A 19,868-nucleotide genomic window follows, 5' to 3' on the forward strand; every position below is an offset into this window, starting at 1 on the left:
GGCAAGGGGGCGGGCATGGCAGCTTGGGGCACGGGGGATTGCACGGAAGCCAGACTATCAAGGCGAATGTGAAGGCGAGCTATGGACTGGCCGGCGGAAGACCGGAAAAAAGGCCTACACCTGACGTTGACGCGGCTTGAATCATCAGCGGGTGAGCCGCATGTCCTTGGGCAGTGGCGGCACGGCTGCCAAATCCTATTGATCGAGGGGACAACCCATGAGAATGGACAAACTCACCTCGCGTTTTCAGCAGGCGTTGGCGGATGCCCAGTCGCTTGCCGTGGGACGCGACAACAACATGCTTGAACCGGCGCATGTCATGGCCGCGCTGCTGGATCAGCAGGGCGGTTCGACTGCGCCGCTGCTGACGCAGGCGCACGTGAACGTGCCCACCCTGCGCCAGCGGGTGAACGAACTGGTGGATCGCCTGCCGCGCGTCAGCGGGCAGGAAGGCAACATCCACGTCGGCAACGAACTGACCCGTCTGCTCAACCTGACCGACAAGCTGGCTCAGCAGCGCGGTGACCAGTTCATCGCCAGCGAACTGTTCGTGCTGGCGGCGCTGGAAGACAAGGGCGAACTCGGCGCGGCGCTGAAGACTGCCGGCGCCACCAAAGCCAATGTCGAGGCCGCCATCGAGAAGATGCGCGGCGGTGAAAAAGTGCAGAGCGAAAACGCTGAGGACCAGCGCCAGGCGCTGGAGAAATATTGCATCGATCTCACCGCGCGCGCCGAGTCGGGCAAGCTCGATCCGGTGATCGGTCGCGACGAAGAAATCCGCCGCACCATCCAGGTGCTGCAGCGTCGCACCAAGAACAACCCGGTACTGATCGGCGAGCCGGGCGTCGGCAAGACGGCCATCGTCGAGGGGCTGGCGCAGCGTATCGTGAAGGGCGAAGTGCCCGAAGGCCTGCGCGACCGCCGCGTGCTCGCGCTGGACATGGGTGCGCTGATCGCCGGCGCCAAGTTCCGCGGTGAATTCGAAGAGCGCCTGAAGGCAGTGCTCAACGACCTGTCCAAGAACGAAGGCCAGATCATCCTGTTCATCGATGAACTGCACACCATGGTCGGCGCCGGCAAGGCCGATGGCGCCATGGACGCGGGCAACATGCTCAAGCCCGCGCTGGCTCGCGGCGAACTGCACTGCATCGGCGCCACCACGCTGGACGAATACCGCAAGTACATCGAGAAGGACGCCGCGCTGGAGCGCCGCTTCCAGAAGGTCTACGTGGGCGAGCCCAGCGTGGAAGACACCATCGCCATCCTGCGCGGCCTGAAGGAACGCTACGCAGTGCACCACGGCGTGGAGATCACCGACCCGGCCATCGTGGCCGCCGCCACGTTGTCCAATCGCTACATCCCGGATCGGCAGCTGCCGGACAAGGCCATCGACCTGATGGACGAGGCCGCCTCGCGCATCCGCATGGAGATCGACTCCAAGCCGGAAGAGCTGGACCGTCTGGAGCGTCGACTGATCCAGCTGAAGATCCAGCGCGAGATGCTGAAGAAGGAAACCGACGACGCGTCGAAGAAGCGCCTCGCCGACCTGGAAGCAGATATCGAGAAACTCGAGCGCGAGTTCTCCGATCTCAATGAAATCTGGAAATCCGAAAAGGCCGCGCTGCAGGGTGCGACCAAGGTGAAAGAGCAGATCGAGGCCGCCCGCGTGGAGCTGGAAACCGCGCAGCGTCACCAGGACTACGCCAAGATGAGCGAGATCCAGTACGGCAAGCTGCCGGAACTGGAGAAGCAGCTTGCCGCCGCACAGGCCGCCGAAAAGCAGGACTTCAAGCTGGTGCAGGATCGCGTCACCGAGGAAGAAATCGCCGAGGTGGTGTCGCGCTGGACGGGCATTCCCGTCAACAAGATGCTGGAAGGCGAGCGCGACAAGTTGCTGCACATGGAAGAAGCGCTGCACAAGCGCGTGGTGGGCCAGGACGAGGCCGTGCGTGCCGTATCCGACGCAATCCGTCGAGCCCGTGCCGGCCTGTCCGACCCCAATCGTCCGAATGGTTCGTTCCTGTTCCTTGGCCCCACCGGTGTCGGCAAGACCGAGCTGTGCAAGGCCCTGGCCGAATTCATGTTCGATACCACGGATGCGATGGTGCGCATCGACATGAGCGAGTTCATGGAGAAGCACTCCGTGAGCCGCCTGATCGGCGCACCCCCGGGTTACGTGGGCTATGAGGAAGGCGGTTACCTCACCGAAGCCGTGCGTCGTCGCCCGTACAGCGTCATCCTGCTGGACGAGGTGGAGAAGGCGCATCCGGATGTGTTCAACATCCTGCTGCAGGTGCTCGATGACGGACGCCTCACCGACGGCCAGGGCCGCACGGTGGACTTCCGCAACACGGTCATCGTGATGACCTCCAACCTGGGTTCGCAGATGATCCAGGAGCACGCAGGCGATTCCGAAGCCGATTACGTGCAGATGAAGGCCGCCGTGCTGGGCGTGGTGCAGGCGCACTTCCGCCCTGAGTTCATCAACCGACTCGACGAACTGGTGGTGTTCCGTCCGCTGGAGAAGAAGCAGATCCGCAAGATCGCCCTGATCCAGCTGACCTACCTGGAGAAGCGACTGGCCGAACGCCAGCTGCGCATGGAGATCAGCGACAAGGCGCTGGACCTGCTGGGCAATGTCGGCTTCGATCCGGTGTATGGCGCGCGGCCGCTGAAGCGGGCGATCCAGCAGCAGCTGGAGAATCCGTTGGCGCGCGAGATCCTGGAAGGGAAGTTTGCGGCGGGCGAGACCATTGTGGTGGATGCGGCGCAGGGGCACCTGACGTTCCACAAGCAGTGATGTTTTTGCCGCGGTGAGTTTTGGGTGTTTGGAGCGCCCGTCCTGCGAGAGTGGGGCGGGCGTTTTCTTTTTTGGGGCTCGGGTGGGGGTTGGTTTTTGTTGCTCGCGCCCGGCGGGAGCTTGTCGGTACTGATGGGGGCTTTGGCTTTGCGCGATGAGGTGGGCTGAGGTGAGGGCCAGTCTCGCCTCACAGCTTCCTTCTTTAGCCGTCACCCCTGCGTAGGCAGGGGTCCAGTGACTTTGCTTTGGGCCTTCGGGTTCTAGCGCTACCGCGACCTGGCCGCTTACGCAGCGGGCGTTCCGACCTCCTGCCGGAGGCCGGGTCACTTTTCTTTGCTTGCCCAAAGAAAAGTAACCAAAAGAAAAGGCCCCCCCATCGCGGCGCTGGCCGGTGAAGCCGGCCAGTCCGTGAGGGTCGGCCGGGCTTTTCGACAGGACTTCCATGTCCTGTCGAAAAGGGATCGGCATCCTTGCCGATCCCCCTGCGGGCCTGTCGTCCGCCCCTCACCGCCGCTCAAGGGGGCGGGTAGGTCAAAAGCCAGAGCCAGAGCCGAAGGCTCGTGCAGCTGCGCTGCACATCGCGTCGCAGGGTGCGACGGCACATGGCGTGCCGGCTTAGCTTGTCTGTAGGAGCGCACCCTGTGCGCGACCACCTGACGGAGCGGTATCGACACGACGCTGCGGTCGCGCACAAGGTGCGCTCCTACAGGGAGTATCTCGCACCGTGTGAAGTCTGTTTCTCTCTCACCTCAGTGCTCACCCCAGTCCTCTCCCGAACGGGAGAGGACGAGCGACAGGTGATGTTCAACGTGAACCCCCTAGGGGCAAGGAAGGAGGTGCCGCAAAGCGGCACGACGCTCCGCGTTAAGTCCTCAGAGCCATGGCGCGTTGCGAAGCGCTTGGAAGTACCCGCTGTGTAGAGGCGGAGGTTGTCCCGCAACCCGGCTTCCTCACCCGTTCGGGCTTATCCCATCGGTATGCTGCCAGCCTTTAAGGCCATTTTCTTTGGGTTACTTTTCTTTTGGGCCAGCAAAAGAAAAGTGACTCGGCCTCCGGCAGGAGGTCGAAACGCCTCCGCTGCGTAAGCGGCAACCTGGCGCCGGCATTACTACCGAAGGCACAGAGCAAAGGCACTGGATGACCCGCCCTCCGGCGGTTAAAAAGCGCCTCCTGCCTTCGCAGGAATGACGGTGAGGTGAGAACCGATCACTGAGGGCATGGAGGGCCAGCCGTGCGGCTGACCAAAAGCGCCTGGCCACATCCCCAGACACCCCACCCCAGACACCCCACCCCAAACGTTCACATTTCGTTGTCTGCTACCATGCCGCCACCTGAGGTGACCAACGGCCAACCGGCCGAAGGTTGAAACGGGAATCCGGTGCGGCGCGCAAGCGCCTATTCCGGAGCTGCCCCCGCAACGGTAGGCGAGTGCGATCCATAGGGGATCGACAGAACGACATCAAGCCACTGTGCCGCGCGCACGGGAAGGCGTCGATCTGGAAGACATCAGTCTTCGCCCGCGAGCCCGGAGACCGGCCTCAAGGTACGACCAGACAGGCGGTGGGCCATGTTGGGGATGCCGTGTTTCGCGCGGCCGCCAAACCCTCGCCACCTGTCCTTTTTTCATGCGATCCGCGCGGGCAGGCGCGGTTGAGGAGCATTGTTTTGGCCATCCGAATTTCCACGGTCCGTCGTTCCGTACTGGCGACGGCACTTTTGTCTGTCATTTTTCCGGCCTTCGCCGATGACACGACCAACCTCAACGGCGTCGTGGTCACCGCCACGCGCACCGAGCAGACCCAGGAGCAGACGCTGTCGGCGGTCACGGTGATCGACCGGGCTGACATCGAGCGCCTGCAGCCGGCTTCGCTGGGCGACCTGCTGCGCGGCACGCCGGGTATGCAGATTGTCAACAACGGCGGCCCCGGCAAGTCGACCAGCGCGTTCCTGCGCGGTACCGAGTCTGACCACGTGCTGGTGCTGATCGATGGCGTGAAGGTGGGCTCGGCCACGCTGGGCACGGCGTCGTTGCAGGACATTCCGGTGGACCAGATCGAGCGCATCGAAATCGTGCGCGGTCCGTTCTCCAGCCTGTACGGCTCGGAAGCCATTGGTGGCGTGATCCAGATTTTCACGCGACGCCCGGAAGGCGCCTTCGTGCCGTCCTTCAGCCTGGGCGTGGGGAGTTATAGCCATCTGAACGGTTCGGCCGGGTTTGCCGGCAAGAGCGGCAATGGCTGGTACTCGGTGGAGGTGTCGCACGACCAGACGCACGGCATCAATTCGTGCCGGATCGGCGCGGCGGAAGTGGGTGCGGCTTGCTATGCCGACCAGCCGGACAAGGACGGCTACCGCAACACCGCCGCTACGGTGCAGGGTGGTTACACGTTCGATGAGCAGTGGGACGCGGATGTTCGCCTGTTCCGTGCCGAGGGCCACAATTACTACGACGGTACCTACACGGACTCCGACAAAAGCGCCACGCAGGTCGTGGGTGGCAGCGTCCATTATCGTCCTGCCAGCAACGTCAAGCTGACGCTCAGCGCCGGCACCAGTGGCGATTTCGAGAAGGATTTCTACCAGGGCGATTACGTCAGCCGCTACGACACGCACCGCGATGTCGGTTCGCTGCAGGCCGACGTCGGCTTCTGGGGTGGCCTGCTCACCACCGGTTTCGACTGGCAGCGCGACCACGTGGACAGCACCGCGGGTTACATCAACCCGTACACGCAGGTTCCGGTCGACAGCCGTATCAATCGCGGCCTGTTCGCGCAGTGGCAGCAGACTTTCGGCAGCCAGTCGATCCAGGCCAGCGTGCGCCATGACGACAATAGCCAGTTCGGCAGCAAGAACACCGGCAGCCTGCTGTGGGGCTGGGACTTTACCCAGACGCTGCGCCTGACGGCCAGCTACGGCACGGCGTTCAAGGCGCCGACCTTCAACGACCTGTACTACCCGTACTACGGCAACCCGGACCTCAAGCCCGAAACCTCGCACAACATCGAGCTGGGACTGCGCGGCAGCTATGGCTGGGGTTACTGGTCGTTGAATGCCTTCCGCAACAACGTGAACAACCTGATCACGTATGACGCCACCACGCAGGCAGCCGCCAATGTGGACAAGGCGCGCATCCGCGGGGCGGAAGGCGTGGTGAGCGGTAACCTGGCGGGCTGGCTGGTGACAGGTACGGCCACCTGGCTCGACCCGCGTGACGAGTCCACCGCTTACGAGGGCAACCTGCTGCCGCGCCGTGCGCGCCAGACGGGCAATGTCGACATCGATCGCAGCTTCGGCGACTTCAGCGTCGGCGGTACCTGGTTCGTGTCGGGCCGCCGTTACGACGATCTGGCCAACCGTCACCCGCTGGGCGGCTACGCCATCACCAACCTGCGCGTGGCCTACGCCATTTCGCGGGACTTCAAGCTGCAGCTGGCCTTGAACAACGCGTTTGCCAAGGACTACGAAACCGCCTGGTACTTCAACCAGCCCGGCCGCAACTATATGTTGACACTGCGTTATCAGCCCGCGCAGTAATCCATGAGGCCGGGCCCTGCAAAGGGACCCGGCGTCGTTCCACGATGCATCGATCAGGAGAGCTCCCGTGAAAGCACTGTCGGTTTCCCGATTCAACGCGTTATGGCTGGTGCTGATGGCGGTGATGATGGCCACCCGCTTCAAGCACTTCGGCGACATGCTGCACTTGCCCGATGCATCCATGGCGATCTTCTTTCTCGGCGGCTTGTACCTGCGTCACCACTGGACCTTCGTGGTCATGGTGCTGCTTGCGGTGGCGCTGGACTGGGTGTCCATCAGCTATGCGGGCGTCAGTGACTTCTGCATCACGCTGGCGTATTCGTTCCTGCCGCTGGCGTACGCGGTGCTGTGGTACGCGGGCCGCTGGTATGCGCCGCGCATGACCGGGCGTGCGATGTCCTACCTCGCTGCGTTCATCGTGGCGCTGCTGGCGGCGATCGGTTCGTTCGCCATTTCCAATGGCTCGTTCTACTGGCTGGGCGGTCGCTACGCCAATCCGCACATGAGCGAATATGTGGCGCGCCTGTGGCAGTGGGGCCCGCTGTTCGTGCGCACCACCATCAGTTACGTCGCGGTGGCGCTGGTGCTACAGGCCGTGGTGTCACGTGTCGTAGCCTCCACCAACGGCCACGAAAAGGCACGCGCATGAGCGAGCGCGATGACAGCCTGAGTCCGGAGGAGCGTCATCGCGAGCGCATGCAGCGCAAGAAGGAGCTGGTCGATCGCAAGATCGCCCGGGCCACCATCGAGCGCGGCGTGCTGGTGGTCAATACCGGTAACGGCAAGGGCAAGAGCTCGTCCGGCTTCGGCATGCTGGCGCGTTCGCTGGGGCATGGGTTCCACTGCGGCGTGGTGCAGTTCATCAAGGGCAGTTTTTCCACGGGTGAAGAAGCGTTCTTCCGCCGCTTTCCCGATGAACTCGATTATCACGTGATGGGCGAAGGCTATACGTGGGAAACGCAGGACAAGGCGCGCGACATCCAGGCGGCTGATGCCGCGTGGCAGATTGCAGCGCGGATGCTGGCTGACCCGTCATACGACTTCGTGCTGCTCGACGAGCTGAACATTGCCCTGGTGAAGGGCTACATCGACGTGGCAAAGGTGTGCGATGCCCTGCGCGCGCGTCCGCCGGAGCAGCATGTGGTGATCACCGGGCGCGGTGCACCGGATACGCTGGTGGAGCTGGCCGATACGGTAACGGAAATGCGCGTGGTGAAGCACGCCTTCCAGGCGGGCATCAAGGCACAGAAAGGCATTGAACTCTGACGCGCCAGCGGACGTGTCGGGTGGAAGAACAAACAGGAGTCGTCGATGACCGACCATAACGCCGCATGTCCTGCACTGCTGGTTTCCGCGCCGGCATCGGGGCAGGGCAAGACGTCGGTAACGGCGGCACTCGCGCGCTGGCATGCACGGCAGGGCAAGCGGGTGCGCGTGTTCAAGACCGGCCCGGATTTTCTCGATCCCATGGTGCTGGAGCGCGCGAGCGGCGCGCCTGTCTATCAGCTCGACCTGTGGATGAACGGCGAGGATGATGTACGGGCGCGGCTGCACGAAGCGGCTGCCGATGCCGACCTGATCCTTGTCGAAGGCGTGATGGGGCTGTTCGATGGCGGCACGTCCAGCGCGGATCTGGCGCTGCGCTTTGGCCTGCCCGTGCTTGCCGTGATCGACGGCTCTGCCATGGCGCAGACGTTCGGCGCACTGGCGCTGGGCCTGGCGCGTTATCGCGACGGTTTGCGGGTGCATGGCGTGGCCGCCAATCGGGTGGGCAGCGCCTATCACGCGCAATTGCTGGCCGGCAGCTTGCCGGACGACCTGCACTGGCTGGGCGCACTGCCGCGCGACGTCGCTCTCGCCTTGCCCGAGCGGCATCTTGGCCTGGTAGCCGCAGCCGAACTTGGGGATATCGATGCGCGGCTCGATGCTCTCGCGGACGCATGGGCTACCCATGCATCGGCTGACTTGCCTGCGCCGGTGACGTTTCCTTCGGCATCGCGTGCGGCAGTGCCGGCGACCCTGCGCGGTGTCCGCATTGCCATCGCGCGCGACGCGGCGTTCTGCTTCGTCTATCCGGCCAACCTCGATCTGTTGCGCGAGGCCGGGGCGCAGCTGTGCTTCTTCTCGCCGCTGGCCGGCGAGACGTTGCCGGCCTGCGATGCGGCGTGGTTGCCCGGCGGTTATCCGGAACTGCACTTGTTGACGCTTTCGCAGAACAACACATTGCGTGAAGCACTGCACGCGCATGTGGAGGCAGGACGTCCCCTGCTCGCCGAATGCGGCGGCATGTTGTATGCGCTCGATTCACTGGCCGACGTGGAAGGCGCGAGCTTTCCGATGGCGGGCCTGTTGCGTGGCAAGGCCGCCATGCAGAAACGGCTGGGCGGGCTCGGGATGCAGGCAGTCGCCCTGCCGGAAGGCGCATTGCGGGGGCATACCTTTCATTACGCGCTGGCCGAGATCGACGAGGATCCCATCGCCATGGCCAGCAATCCCGATGGCGGGCCGAGCAAGGAGGGCGTGTACCGCCGCGGACGTTTCACCGCGAGCTTCATGCATCTTTACTTTCCGTCGAATCCGGTGGCGGCTGTGGCGTTGTTCCTGCCATGAGCACGGCGTTGGCGATGGTGCTGGCCGTGATGATGGATGCCTGGCTGGGCGAGCCGCGACGGTGGCATCCGCTGGTTTTGTTCGGGCGCCTGGCGCGCTTCATCGAGTCGCATGGCCACGCCGATCGTCGCGTGGCGGGCGTCCTTGCATGGGGGCTGGCCGTGCTGCCGCTGGTGGCGGTGACGGGGTTGCTGGAGGTGTGGTGGCGACGAGCCGCGCCCTGGCTGTGGTTCGCGTTGGAGGTGGTCGTGCTCTATCTGGTGATCGGGCTGCGCAGCCTGGCTGACCATGCGTTGCCCGTGGCGCGCGCGCTGACAGAGGGCGACCTGGCGGGTGCACGCACGGCGGTGGGGCGCATGGTGAGCCGCGACACGTTTGCGCTGGACGACACCCGGGTGGCTGCCGCGGCGACGGAGTCGGTGCTGGAGAACGGCAATGATGCCGTGTTCGGTGCGTTGTTCTGGTTTGCACTGCTGGGTGCGCCGGGTGCGGTGCTCTACCGTCTGGCCAATACGCTGGACGCCATGTGGGGCTACCGCACGGAACGCTACGAGTGTTACGGCTGGGCCGCGGCGCGCATCGATGACGTGCTCAACTTTCTTCCGGCACGGTTGACCGCGCTCAGCTATGTGCTGCTGGGTGATGCGCCGCGCGCCTGGCGTTGCTGGCGCGTGCAGGCAACGCGATGGGATAGCCCCAATGCCGGCCCGGTGATGGCCTCCGGCGCGGGCGCACTGGGCGTGCAGCTCGGTGGTGCCGCGCCTTACGACGGTGTGTGGGAATCGCGGCCTGAGCTGGGTGAGGGTGCCCGGCCCGATGCGCATGCCATTGTGCGTGCCCTGCAACTGGTCCGGCGCAGCGTCGTGCTGTGGCTGGTGGTGGCTGTCACGCTTGGTCTTGCCCAATGGAGTGCCAGCCATGCTTGAACACGGTGGACGCCTGCTGCGCGCCGCGCGCGACTACGGCATTCCGCCGGAACACTGGCTGGATCTCTCCACCGGCATCAGTCCATTTGCATGGCCGGTGCCTGCCGTGCCAGCGTCCGTGTGGCAGCGACTTCCGGACGACGACGACGGACTGGCGGAGGCTGCTTGCGCTTACTACGGCGCGCCACAGCTGTTGCCGGTGGCCGGTTCGCAAGCCGCCATCCAGGCCTTGCCCTTGTTGAGGTCGTCATCACGCGTGGGCGTGATCTGGCCGGGATACAACGAGCACGCGCACGCCTGGCGTCGCGCTGGGCATGCGGTGGAAACCTTGCCTGCTGCCACGTTGCTGGCCGAGGCGGCGAGGTTCGACGTGATCGTGCTGATCCATCCGAACAATCCCGGCGCCGAGCGCTTCGAGCGCGCGAGCCTGCTCGCCTGTCACGAAACTCTGGCGGCACGCGGTGGCTGGCTGGTGGTGGACGAAGCCTTCATGGACGCTACGCCCGGCGACAGCCTGTGCGGCGATGCGGGGCGTGAGGGTCTGGTGGTGCTGCGTTCAAGCGGCAAGTTTTTCGGCATGGCGGGAGCACGCGCAGGATTCGTTGCTGCGCATCCGGCCTTGCTCGACGCGCTGCGCGAACAGCTGGGGCCGTGGACGCTGAGCGGGCCGACGCGTTACGCGATGAGGCTGGCGCTGTCCGATCACGCATGGCACGTCGAGGCGCGTGCATGGCTGCATCGGGCCAGCGCGCGCCTGGCAGCCGTGCTGTCGCGTCATGACATGACGCCGACGGCCGGCAGTGCATTCTTCCAGTGGTGGCAGGACGCACGGGCCGAAGCCGTGCACGTGGCGCTGGCGCGGCAAGGCATTTTTACGCGACTTTTCACGGCGCCGGCCAGCCTGCGCTTCGGCCTGCCGGCCGACGACGCAGGATTTTGCCGGCTCGACGACGCGCTTCAAACGCTGGACTAGACGAGGTAACAAACCATGACCGCCCGCGTGTTGATGGTGCAGGGCTGTACGTCCGATGCGGGCAAGAGCACGCTGGTGGCGGGCCTGTGCCGGTGGTTGCATCGGCGAGGCGTATCGGTGGCGCCGTTCAAGCCACAGAATATGGCGCTCAATTCCGCCGTGACGGTGGACGGCGGGGAGATCGGCCGCGCACAGGCCGTGCAGGCGCAGGCGGCCGGCCTGTTGCCGCATACGGATTTCAATCCCGTGCTGCTCAAGCCCAACAGCGACATCGGTGCACAGGTGATCGTGCATGGACACGCGGTGGCCAACATGGATGCGCGCGACTATCACCACTACAAGCGCGTGGCGATGGACGCCGTGCTGGCCTCGCATCATCGACTGGTCGAACGCTACGACGCAGTCCTCGTCGAGGGCGCGGGCAGCCCCGCCGAGATCAACCTTCGTGATCGTGACATCGCCAACATGGGCTACGCCGAAGCGGTGGATTGCCCGGTGCTGCTGGTCGCCGATATCGACCGTGGCGGCGTGTTTGCCCATCTGGTCGGCACGCTGGCCTTGCTCTCGGCCAGCGAACGCGAGCGCGTCGCTGGCTTCGTCATCAATCGTTTCCGCGGCGACATCGCCTTGCTGCAACCCGGGCTGGATTGGCTGGAGCGGGAAACGGGCAAGCCGGTGCTTGGCGTGTTGCCTTACCTGCACGGCCTGCAGCTGGAAGCGGAGGACGCCCTGCCGCAGGAGATCACCCGCAAGCCGGGCGCGCGGCTGCGCGTAGTCGTGCCGGTGCTGCAGCGCATCAGCAACCACACGGACTTCGACGCCTTGCGTGCGCACCCCGACGTCGACTTCCGTTTTGTCCGTGCCGACGAAGCGCATCCGCCCGCCGACCTGATCGTGTTGCCCGGTTCGAAATCCACGCGCGACGACCTGGCCTGGCTGCGCGCGCAGGGATGGGAGGAAACGATCTCACGACACTTGCGTTACGGCGGCAAGCTCATCGGCATCTGTGGTGGCTTCCAGATGCTGGGGCGATTCGTGCATGATCCGCAGGGTATTGAGAGCGCGCCGGGTTCGAGCCAGGGATTGGGTTGGTTGCGGATGGAGACCACGCTGGAAGCACGCAAGCAATTGCGGCGCGTGGAAGGAACACTGGCCCTTGGGGGTGTGCGGGTGAGCGGCTATGAAATCCACTGCGGCATCAGTCGTGGTGAAGCGCTGGACAAGCCCGCGAGCATGCTCGATACGGGCGAGCCTGACGGCGCGCTGTCGGCTGATGGTCAGATTCTCGGAAGCTATCTTCATGGACTGTTCGACCAGCCGCAGGCACTGACGGCGCTGCTGGCGTGGGCGGGTGTGCGTCACGCTGCACCGCTCGACATGCATGCGTTGCGCGAGGCCAGCATCGACCGTGTCGCCGATGCGGTGGAAGCACATCTGGATACCACGACCCTGTCACGACTGCTGTCCTTGCCGACGGAGGTTGCGCCGTGCGCACCTTGATCCTGGGTGGTGCCCGCTCCGGCAAGAGTGCGCTGGCCGAGCGACTGGCGGCCGAGTCCGGCCACGAGGTGGTCTACATCGCCACAGCGCAGGCGCATGACGAGGAAATGGCCACGCGCATCGCGCACCATCGCGCGCAGCGCCCCGCGCATTGGCTGAGTGTTGAAGAACCCCTGGCGCTTGCCGCCGCACTGCAGGCGCATGCGCGCCCCGGGCGTTGCGTGCTGGTCGATTGCCTCACGCTGTGGCTCAGCAACCTGCTGGGCGATAGCGATGGCAAACGTTTCAAACAAGAGCGCGCTGCGCTGCTGCACCTGTTGCCCTCGTTGAAGGGACAGGTGCTCATGGTCAGCAACGAAGTGGGGCTCGGCGTGGTCCCCATGGGCGAGCTGACACGACGTTTCGTGGATGAAGCCGGTCGGCTGCACCAGGCGCTTGCCGCACAGTGCGAGCGGGTGCTGTTTGTCGCCGCCGGATTGCCAATGCCCCTCAAAGGAAGCCTTGCATGAGCCAAGACTGGCTGACCGAACCCTGCTTCGCCATCGATGAAGCAAGCCGCGAACGTGCGCTGCAGCACCAGTCGCAGCTGACCAAGCCGCCGGGTTCGCTGGGCACGCTGGAAGCCATGGCCGTGCGACTGGCCGGCATGCAGCATGTGGTCACCCCGTCGGTGCAGTCGGTGTGGATCAGCGTGTTCGCGGCTGATCATGGCGTGGCCGCCGAAGGCGTGTCTGCGTTTCCGCAGGTGGTCACCGGCGAGATGATCCGCAACTTCGCCAGCGGCGGCGCGGCCATCAGCGTGCTTGCGCGCAGCCTGGGCGCCATGCTCGAAGTGGTGAACCTGGGTACGGTGAATGATCCGGGTGAACTGCCGCATGTGCGTCGCGCCATCATCGCGCCGCAGACCAGCAATTTCTGCGAGCGTCCCGCCATGAGCGCGGTGCAGCTCGAACTGGCCCTGCGCGCCGGCGCCGACAGCGCGCAGGCTGCGCAGGATGCCGGCGCGAAACTGTTCATCGGTGGCGAAATGGGCATCGCCAACACCACCTCCGCTGCAGCGCTTGCCTGCGGCCTGCTGGGCGACACCCCGGGAGCGCTGGCTGGCGCAGGCACCGGCCTGGATGCCAAGGGCATCCAGCACAAGGCCGCGGTGATCGAGCGTGCGCTCGCGCTTTACCCGTCCGATGATGACGACGCACTGGCCTGGCTGGCGCGCGTGGGTGGTTTCGAAATTGCGGCGTTGTGTGGCGCGTACATCAGTGCAGCGCAGCGCGGCATTCCGGTGCTGGTGGATGGCTTCATCACCACGGCCGCGGCGTTGGCTGCCGTGCGCATCAATCCGTCGAGCCGCGACTGGATGTTCTTCGCGCATCGTTCGCGCGAACGCGGTCATGCGCGCCTGCTATCCGTGCTGGAAGCCGATCCGCTGCTTGATCTGGGCCTGCGTCTGGGCGAAGGCAGCGGCGCCGCGATGGCGGTGCCGATGATGCGCCTGGCTTGCGACCTGCACTCCCGCATGGCGACCTTCGCGCAGGCGGGGGTGAGCGGCGCATGATCGGAAAACACATCGGCATCGATTTGTTGCGCCATGGCGACACCGGACAGCGCAGCTATCGCGGCCAGCTGGATGACAGCCTCAGCGCGCTCGGCTGGAGCCAGTTGCGCGCGGCAATCTTCGGGCGCAGCTGGGATGCCATCGTAAGCTCGCCACTGCGCCGTTGCGCGGAATTTGCACAGGATCTGTCCGGCGCAAGGCGGGTGCCGCTGCGCATCGATGCGCGCCTGGCCGAATACCATTTCGGCGACTGGCAGGGTGTGCCCATCGAGACGCTGGCAGAGGAACAGGGCGAGGCGTTGAAGCATTTCTGGATGGATCCGGTGGCGCACCCGCCGCCGGGTGGTGAGCCGTTTGCCGCGTTCCGCGAGCGTTTGTGCGCCGCGTTGAACGACGTGGCCGAGGAAGCGCAGACGCAGCGCGTGCTGGTGGTGACGCACGGCGGCGCGATCCGGCTGCTGCGCTGTGAGGCGGAAGGGCGCGACTTCGGCGAGATGGCGAACCTCGAGGTGCCGCATGCCTCACTGCATTCGTTGCACTGGAACACGCCGGCCGTGACCCAGGCTGGCAGCTGATGCGCGGACTGTTCGCCGCCATCGGGTTTCTCACGCGCTTGCCGGTGCCGGCACGCGTGTTCGATGGCGCACGCTCGCCCTCGGCGCAGCTGGCCTGGTACCCGGCGGTGGGGCTGTTGATCGGCGGCCTGCTCTGGTGCCTGGGATGGCTGTTGTCCGGTGCGCCGCCCTTGCTGGCGGCGGCGCTGTTGCTGGCCGGGTGGGTGGTGCTTACCGGCGCGCTGCATCTGGATGGCCTGGCCGACAGTGCGGATGCGTGGGTGGGCGGCATGGGTGATCGCGAGCGCACGCTGGCGATCATGAAGGATCCTCGCAGCGGCCCGATCGGGGTGACGGCGGTGGTGCTGGTGCTGCTGCTGAAGTTCGCGGCGCTGGCGAGCCTGCCGCACCCGTCTGCCGTACTCGTGGTGGCTCCGTTGCTGGGCCGTGCCGCCCTGACGTTCGCCTTCATGACCACGCCCTACGTGCGCAGCGCCGGGATAGGCAGCGGGCTGGTCGGGGAATCGCCGCTGGCCTGCACCGCGGCGTTGCTGTTGGCAGTTGTGCTCAGCGTGCTGACCGGCTGGCATGGCGTGCGTGCCCTGGTCGCGGCGCTGCTGGTCTTCGCCTGGTGGCGCTGGGCGTGCCGGCGTCGCCTGGGCGGCATGACCGGCGATACCTGCGGTGCGCTCACCGAGCTGACCGAGATGGCCGTGCTGGTCGCCTGGGCCCTCTGATCGCGCCTTATCGTTGAAATCGGGCGGTTCGGCTCGATAATGGAGCGTTGTCGCCAGGCGATGCCGGTGGTTGATCCCGGCGCGGCGGCGAGCGATTTCCCGGAGTATCCATGCCTATCTACGAATTCGAATGCAGCAGCTGCGGTCATCGTTTTGACCGCCTGCAGAAGATGTCCGATCCCGATCCGTCGGTCTGTCCCGCCTGTGACGTGGCCGAAGTGAAGCGCCGCGTGAGCGCGCCGGGCTTCCGCCTGGCCGGCAGCGGCTGGTACGAGACCGACTTCAAGAAGGACGGCGACAAGAAGCGCAACCTGGCCGGCGACGGCGGTGCTTCGTCGTCGGGTTCGTCCAGTTCGTCGGGCTCATCCGGATCGTCCGGCGACAGCTGATCGCGCGACCTGCCTGAATGCCGGATAGCCGGTCGGCAGGTTTTTGCGGGAAGTCGCAAGTTATTCAATTCCGGTTGAAGATGTCCCCACTAGCGTGACGCCCCGTCACAGTGAAGGAGTGGGTGGATGTTACGGACAAGAACGGGCTTGATGGGCGTGGCCGCGGGCCTGTTGGCGGGCCTGATGTGGGTTTCGGCCCCGGTCGCCCATGCTCAGGGGCGGGATTCGGTGCGTTGCGGCAGCGACGATGGCCGCTTCCAGCGTTGCCAGGTGCCCTGGCGCGACGCGGAGATGATCCGTCAGGAATCGAACAGCCCGTGCGTGCGCGGCGACACCTGGGGCGTCGATCGCGGCGGCCTGTGGGTGGATCGTGGATGCCGTGGCCAGTTCGTGGAGATGGGCCGTGGCGGCTACCGTCCGCCGAACAACGGCTATTACCCGCCGCCGGGCTATCGCCCGCCGGACAATGGATGGCGCCCGGGCCCCGACTGGGACCGCGAGATCCGTTTCCAGTGCGAAAGCAACGATCACCAGTACCACTTCTGCCAGGTGGACGTGGGTGGTCGCGGCGACGTGAGCCTGGTGCGCCAGCTGTCCGGCACCGGTTGCCAGGAGGGCTACAACTGGGGCTGGAACCGCGCCGGCGTATGGGTTTCCAAGGGTTGCCGCGGCCTGTTCTCGGTCAATCGCCGCTGGTAAATGGTTGAAACCGGGGCCCCGGGGCGGTTGCCATGCCGCCCCGGGCGCCCGTCCCGGGGCAGGCCGGTGTTAACATTCCGGGTCTTCTTGTCCACGCATCACGCCGCCCTGCGGCCCGGAGTTCCAAGCGCATGCGCACGCATTACTGCGGCCTCATCGATGAGGCACTGGTCGGCCAGACCGTCACCCTTTGCGGCTGGGTCAACACCCTCCGCCTGCAGAGCCACGTGGCTTTCGTCGACCTGCGCGACCACGAGGGTCTCGCCCAGGTAGTGATCGAGCGTGAGAACGCCGACGCGTTCGCCGTGGCCAACGAGATCGGTAACGAATACTGCCTGCGCGTCACCGGCACCATCCGCAAGCGCCTGTCGGTGAACGACAAGCTGCGCACCGGCACGGTGGAACTGGTCGCCGACAAGGTGGAGATCCTCAACGCCGCGAAGGACCTGCCGTTCGCGCTGCACGAGAATCCCAACGAGGACATGCGGATGACCTACCGCTACCTCGACCTGCGCCGGCCCGAAATGCAGAAGATGATGCGCCGTCGCATCAAGCTGGTGCAGTCGCTGCGCCGCTACCTGGACGCCGCCGGTTTCCAGGACATCGAAACGCCCATCCTCACCAAGGCCACGCCGGAAGGTGCGCGCGACTACCTGGTGCCCAGCCGCGTGCACCCGGGTCAGTTCTACGCGCTGCCGCAGTCGCCGCAGCTGTTCAAGCAGATCCTGATGATGGCCGGTTTCGATCGCTACTATCAGATCGCCCGCTGCTTCCGCGACGAGGACCTGCGCGCCGACCGCCAGCCGGAATTCACCCAGCTCGACCTTGAGTTCGCCTTCGTCGAAGAGAAGGACGTGCAGGACTTCGTGGAGGAACTGATCCGCCACGTGTTCAAGGAAGTGGTGAACGTCGAGCTCGACGAGGTGTTCCCGCGCATGACCTGGGCCGAGGCCATGCGCCGTTTCGGTTCGGACAAGCCTGACCTGCGCAATGCGCTGGAGCTGGTCGACATCGCCGACGCCGTGAAGCACGTGGAATTCAAGGTGTTCGCCGAGCCGGCCAATGCCGCAAACGGCCGTGTGGCCGCGCTGCGCGTACCGGGCGGCGCCACCTTCACCCGCAAGGACATCGACGGGCTCACCGAATACGTCGCCAAGTACGGCGCGAAGGGCCTGGCGTGGCTGCGCGTGGATGATTTGGCGAAGGGCCGCGAGGGCATCAATTCGCCGGTCGCCAAGTTCCTCGACGACAACGCGCTGCAAGGCGTGCTCAAGCTCACCGGCGCCCAGAGCGGCGACATGGTGTTCTTCGGCGCCGGCACGTGGAAGGCCGTCACCGACTTCATGGGTGCGCTGCGCCTGAAGGTGGGCAAGGATCGCGGCCTGGTGGAAAACACCTGGAAGCCGCTGTGGGTCACCGACTTCCCGATGTTCGAATACGACGAGGAAGAGCAGCGCTTCGTCGCCCTGCATCACCCATTCACCGCGCCCAAGGTGGACGACATCGCCGACCTCCGCGCCAACGCGGCAACGGCAGTGAGCCGCGGCTACGACATGGTGCTCAACGGCGCCGAGATCGGCGGCGGTTCCATCCGTATCCATCGCCCGGACATGCAGAGTGCCGTGTTCGAGATGCTGGGCATCGGCGCGGAAGAGGCCGAAGCCAAGTTCGGCTTCCTGCTCAAGGCGCTGAAGTTCGGCGCACCGCCGCACGGTGGCCTGGCCTTCGGCATCGACCGCATCGCGGCCCTGATGGCCGGCACGGAGTCGATCCGCGACGTGATCGCCTTCCCCAAGACCACCAGCGCGCAGGATCTGATGACCGACGCGCCGTCGGCGGTCAGCGACGCGCAGCTCAAGGAGCTGCACGTGAAGGTGGCGGCGGAAGCCAAGCCGGCCTGACGGGGCCTGGCACGATTGCCCGTCATTCCGGCCCGTGCCGGAATGACACACGAAGCGGGGCGAGCCCGGACTTCGCGTCAGTCGTGTTCGGCTTCGCGCTCCCGTCTCAACTTTTTGAGCACAATGCACGCTTCAGACGGATCGGGTCTTGCAGGCCCGATCAGTCGCTCCGCCCCAGATGGATGTAGCGCTCGCCCCATGACCGACCACGTCATTCTCCTGCACGGCCTGTGGATGCGCGGATTCGCGCTACTCATGCTGCACCGGCGGATGATGGAGGCGGGGTTTCGCGTCCATCGTTTCGACTACATGAGCGTGGCGGCATCGCAGACGCGCATCCTCGGCAGCCTGCAGTCGCGCATCGAGGAATTGGGGCAGGATTCGCATACCGTCCATCTGGTCGGCCACAGCCTGGGCGGCCTGCTGGCGCTGCGCGCGTGTGCGGCCGAGTCGTTGCCGCCAGGGCGCGTGGTCTGCCTGGGCTCCCCGCTCAAGGGCAGCGCGGCGGCACGGCGCTTCGCCGGCATGGGGCGGGGCGGCGAAGTGCTGCTCGGCAACAACCGCGAACTGCTGGAGAACGGCTTTGATCGCTGGAGCGGCGAGCGCGAGGTCGGCGTGATCGCGGGCCGGGTGTCGCTGGGGCTGGGGGCCATGATCGGCCAGTTCGACGGTGACAATGACGGCTGCGTGACGGTCGACGAGACCTGGCTGCCTGGCATTGCCGATCACTGCGCCATCGAGACCAACCACACGGGCCTGCTGTTCTCGCAGGAGGCGGCCCGGCAGGTCACGCGCTTCCTCCAGCAGGGGCGATTCGAGCGCTCCGACGCCTGACAAGGCCCGCTGCAGCCTCGTTTTGGGGTGGAGCTTGCCCGCCTGACACCCTGAAGCGATAGAATTCGCGGCTTGTCCGTTCACCAGATTTGCAGGAAGTGCCATGGGTAGAGGCCCGTCCATCGAAGGTCGCAAGAACGCCGAAGACGCCAAGCGCGCCAAGGTGTTCACCAAGCTGATCCGCGAAATCACCGTCGCCACCCGCGCCGGTGTGCCCGACCCGTCGCTCAATCCGCGCCTGCGTTCGGCCGTGGACAAGGCGCTGTCGGCCAACATGCCCAAGGACACCATCGAGCGCGCCATCAAGCGCGGCTCGGGTGCCGACGGCGGCGCGGCGATGGAAGAGCTGCGCTACGAAGGCTATGGCCCGGGTGGCGTGGCGCTGATCATCGACTGCTTCACCGACAACCCGACCCGCACCGTGGCCGAAGTGCGCCACGCGCTGACCAAGCACGGCGGCAACCTGGGTACCTCCGGTTCGGTGGCGTTCCAGTTTGCCCGCCTGGGCGAGCTGGTGTTCCCCACCGGCGGTGACGAAGCCGCCGAGGAAAAGGTGCTTGAAGCCGCGCTCGACGCCGGCGCCGACGACGTGGTGAACGAAAACGGCGAAAGCACCGTGTTGTGCGCGCCGGAGAATTTCGAAGCCGTGCAGCAGGCGCTTGCCGCAGCCGGCCTCACCGCGCAGCACGCCGGCGTCGGCATGCGTCCCAGCAACCGTGTGCCGGTGCCCGAAGAAGCACTGGAGCCGCTGCTCGACCTGCTGGAGAAGCTCGACGGTCTGGACGACGTGAGCGATGTCTCGCACAACGCACTGCTGCCGGCCGAGGCCGCCAGCTGATCCGCTGAGCCGCAAGGC

Annotated in this window: 17 protein-coding genes and 1 riboswitch; all 17 genes read left to right on the forward strand. The window is 65.6% G+C overall.

Features of this window, described 5'->3' with window-relative positions:
- The first annotated feature begins 217 nt into the window (after positions 1-217).
- The 17 genes from clpB (at position 218) to H8F01_RS13725 (ending at position 19,850) form a co-directional block, all read left to right on the forward strand.
- Entirely contained in the window at positions 218-2,800 is a 2,583-nt protein-coding gene (gene clpB, locus H8F01_RS13645; RefSeq protein WP_187055644.1) for an ATP-dependent chaperone ClpB, read from the forward strand.
- Positions 2,801-4,117: 1,317 nt separating this feature from the next.
- Positions 4,118-4,355: riboswitch (cobalamin riboswitch) on the forward strand.
- Positions 4,356-4,465: 110 nt separating this feature from the next.
- Positions 4,466-6,334, forward strand: a complete 1,869-nt coding sequence (btuB, locus tag H8F01_RS13650) for a TonB-dependent vitamin B12 receptor (RefSeq protein ID WP_187055645.1) — start codon at positions 4,466-4,468, stop codon at positions 6,332-6,334.
- A gap of 67 nt (positions 6,335-6,401) precedes the next feature.
- Positions 6,402-6,983, forward strand: a complete 582-nt coding sequence (locus H8F01_RS13655; protein ID WP_187055646.1) for a hypothetical protein — start codon at positions 6,402-6,404, stop codon at positions 6,981-6,983.
- The gene (cobO, locus tag H8F01_RS13660) at positions 6,980-7,600 is read left to right on the forward strand and encodes a cob(I)yrinic acid a,c-diamide adenosyltransferase (RefSeq protein WP_187055647.1); all 621 of its coding nucleotides are present in this window, start codon (positions 6,980-6,982) and stop codon (positions 7,598-7,600) included. Before H8F01_RS13655 ends, cobO begins: the two co-directional genes overlap by 4 nt.
- A 45-nt stretch (positions 7,601-7,645) precedes the next feature.
- Positions 7,646-8,944: a cobyrinic acid a,c-diamide synthase CobB gene (locus H8F01_RS13665; protein ID WP_187055648.1), complete on the forward strand. Its 1,299-nt coding sequence runs from the start codon at positions 7,646-7,648 to the stop codon at positions 8,942-8,944.
- Positions 8,941-9,870 carry an adenosylcobinamide-phosphate synthase CbiB gene (gene cbiB, locus H8F01_RS13670; RefSeq protein WP_187055649.1) on the forward strand — a complete coding sequence of 310 codons (930 nt, stop codon included), beginning with the start codon at positions 8,941-8,943 and terminating at the stop codon, positions 9,868-9,870. Before H8F01_RS13665 ends, cbiB begins: the two co-directional genes overlap by 4 nt.
- A complete protein-coding gene (cobD, locus tag H8F01_RS13675) occupies positions 9,863-10,843 on the forward strand; it encodes a threonine-phosphate decarboxylase CobD (RefSeq protein WP_187055650.1) in 981 nt (326 codons plus the stop codon). The genes cbiB and cobD overlap by 8 nt, the downstream gene beginning before the upstream one ends.
- Before the next feature lie 15 nt (positions 10,844-10,858).
- Positions 10,859-12,343: a cobyric acid synthase gene (locus H8F01_RS13680; protein ID WP_187055651.1), complete on the forward strand. Its 1,485-nt coding sequence runs from the start codon at positions 10,859-10,861 to the stop codon at positions 12,341-12,343.
- Entirely contained in the window at positions 12,331-12,852 is a 522-nt protein-coding gene (gene cobU / locus H8F01_RS13685; RefSeq protein WP_187055652.1) for a bifunctional adenosylcobinamide kinase/adenosylcobinamide-phosphate guanylyltransferase, read from the forward strand. Before H8F01_RS13680 ends, cobU begins: the two co-directional genes overlap by 13 nt.
- Positions 12,849-13,898 carry a nicotinate-nucleotide--dimethylbenzimidazole phosphoribosyltransferase gene (cobT, locus tag H8F01_RS13690; RefSeq protein WP_187055653.1) on the forward strand — a complete coding sequence of 350 codons (1,050 nt, stop codon included), beginning with the start codon at positions 12,849-12,851 and terminating at the stop codon, positions 13,896-13,898. Before cobU ends, cobT begins: the two co-directional genes overlap by 4 nt.
- Entirely contained in the window at positions 13,895-14,473 is a 579-nt protein-coding gene (locus tag H8F01_RS13695; RefSeq protein WP_187055654.1) for a histidine phosphatase family protein, read from the forward strand. Before cobT ends, H8F01_RS13695 begins: the two co-directional genes overlap by 4 nt.
- Positions 14,470-15,189, forward strand: coding sequence for an adenosylcobinamide-GDP ribazoletransferase (locus tag H8F01_RS13700; protein WP_187059291.1), 720 nt, complete (start codon positions 14,470-14,472; stop codon positions 15,187-15,189). The genes H8F01_RS13695 and H8F01_RS13700 overlap by 4 nt, the downstream gene beginning before the upstream one ends.
- Positions 15,190-15,299: 110 nt before the next feature.
- Positions 15,300-15,578, forward strand: coding sequence for an FmdB family zinc ribbon protein (locus H8F01_RS13705; RefSeq protein WP_187055655.1), 279 nt, complete (start codon positions 15,300-15,302; stop codon positions 15,576-15,578).
- Positions 15,579-15,728: 150 nt separating this feature from the next.
- On the forward strand, positions 15,729-16,277 hold the full coding sequence (locus H8F01_RS13710; protein WP_187055656.1) for a DUF3011 domain-containing protein: 549 nt from the start codon (positions 15,729-15,731) through the stop codon (positions 16,275-16,277).
- A gap of 131 nt (positions 16,278-16,408) precedes the next feature.
- Positions 16,409-18,178 carry an aspartate--tRNA ligase gene (gene aspS, locus H8F01_RS13715; protein ID WP_187055657.1) on the forward strand — a complete coding sequence of 590 codons (1,770 nt, stop codon included), beginning with the start codon at positions 16,409-16,411 and terminating at the stop codon, positions 18,176-18,178.
- Between the two features lie 198 nt (positions 18,179-18,376).
- On the forward strand, positions 18,377-19,012 hold the full coding sequence (locus tag H8F01_RS13720) for an esterase/lipase family protein (protein ID WP_187055658.1): 636 nt from the start codon (positions 18,377-18,379) through the stop codon (positions 19,010-19,012).
- A gap of 103 nt (positions 19,013-19,115) precedes the next feature.
- Positions 19,116-19,850 carry a YebC/PmpR family DNA-binding transcriptional regulator gene (locus H8F01_RS13725; RefSeq protein ID WP_187055659.1) on the forward strand — a complete coding sequence of 245 codons (735 nt, stop codon included), beginning with the start codon at positions 19,116-19,118 and terminating at the stop codon, positions 19,848-19,850.
- The last annotated feature ends 18 nt before the right edge of the window (positions 19,851-19,868 follow it).

This window comes from Dyella telluris (genome assembly GCF_014297575.1).
Taxonomy (GTDB): Bacteria; Pseudomonadota; Gammaproteobacteria; order Xanthomonadales; family Rhodanobacteraceae; genus Dyella; species Dyella telluris.

Coding starts and splice junctions, on each gene's coding strand:
- cobD (WP_187055650.1), top strand. CDS start 9,863: ATGCTTGAACACGGTGGACGCCTGCTGCGCGCCGCGCGCGACTACGGC.
- aspS (WP_187055657.1), top strand. CDS start 16,409: ATGCGCACGCATTACTGCGGCCTCATCGATGAGGCACTGGTCGGCCAG.
- cobO (WP_187055647.1), top strand. CDS start 6,980: ATGAGCGAGCGCGATGACAGCCTGAGTCCGGAGGAGCGTCATCGCGAG.
- H8F01_RS13695 (WP_187055654.1), top strand. CDS start 13,895: ATGATCGGAAAACACATCGGCATCGATTTGTTGCGCCATGGCGACACC.
- H8F01_RS13710 (WP_187055656.1), top strand. CDS start 15,729: ATGGGCGTGGCCGCGGGCCTGTTGGCGGGCCTGATGTGGGTTTCGGCC.
- cobT (WP_187055653.1), top strand. CDS start 12,849: ATGAGCCAAGACTGGCTGACCGAACCCTGCTTCGCCATCGATGAAGCA.
- H8F01_RS13705 (WP_187055655.1), top strand. CDS start 15,300: ATGCCTATCTACGAATTCGAATGCAGCAGCTGCGGTCATCGTTTTGAC.
- cbiB (WP_187055649.1), top strand. CDS start 8,941: ATGAGCACGGCGTTGGCGATGGTGCTGGCCGTGATGATGGATGCCTGG.
- H8F01_RS13665 (WP_187055648.1), top strand. CDS start 7,646: ATGACCGACCATAACGCCGCATGTCCTGCACTGCTGGTTTCCGCGCCG.
- H8F01_RS13720 (WP_187055658.1), top strand. CDS start 18,377: ATGACCGACCACGTCATTCTCCTGCACGGCCTGTGGATGCGCGGATTC.
- H8F01_RS13680 (WP_187055651.1), top strand. CDS start 10,859: ATGACCGCCCGCGTGTTGATGGTGCAGGGCTGTACGTCCGATGCGGGC.
- clpB (WP_187055644.1), top strand. CDS start 218: ATGAGAATGGACAAACTCACCTCGCGTTTTCAGCAGGCGTTGGCGGAT.
- H8F01_RS13725 (WP_187055659.1), top strand. CDS start 19,116: ATGGGTAGAGGCCCGTCCATCGAAGGTCGCAAGAACGCCGAAGACGCC.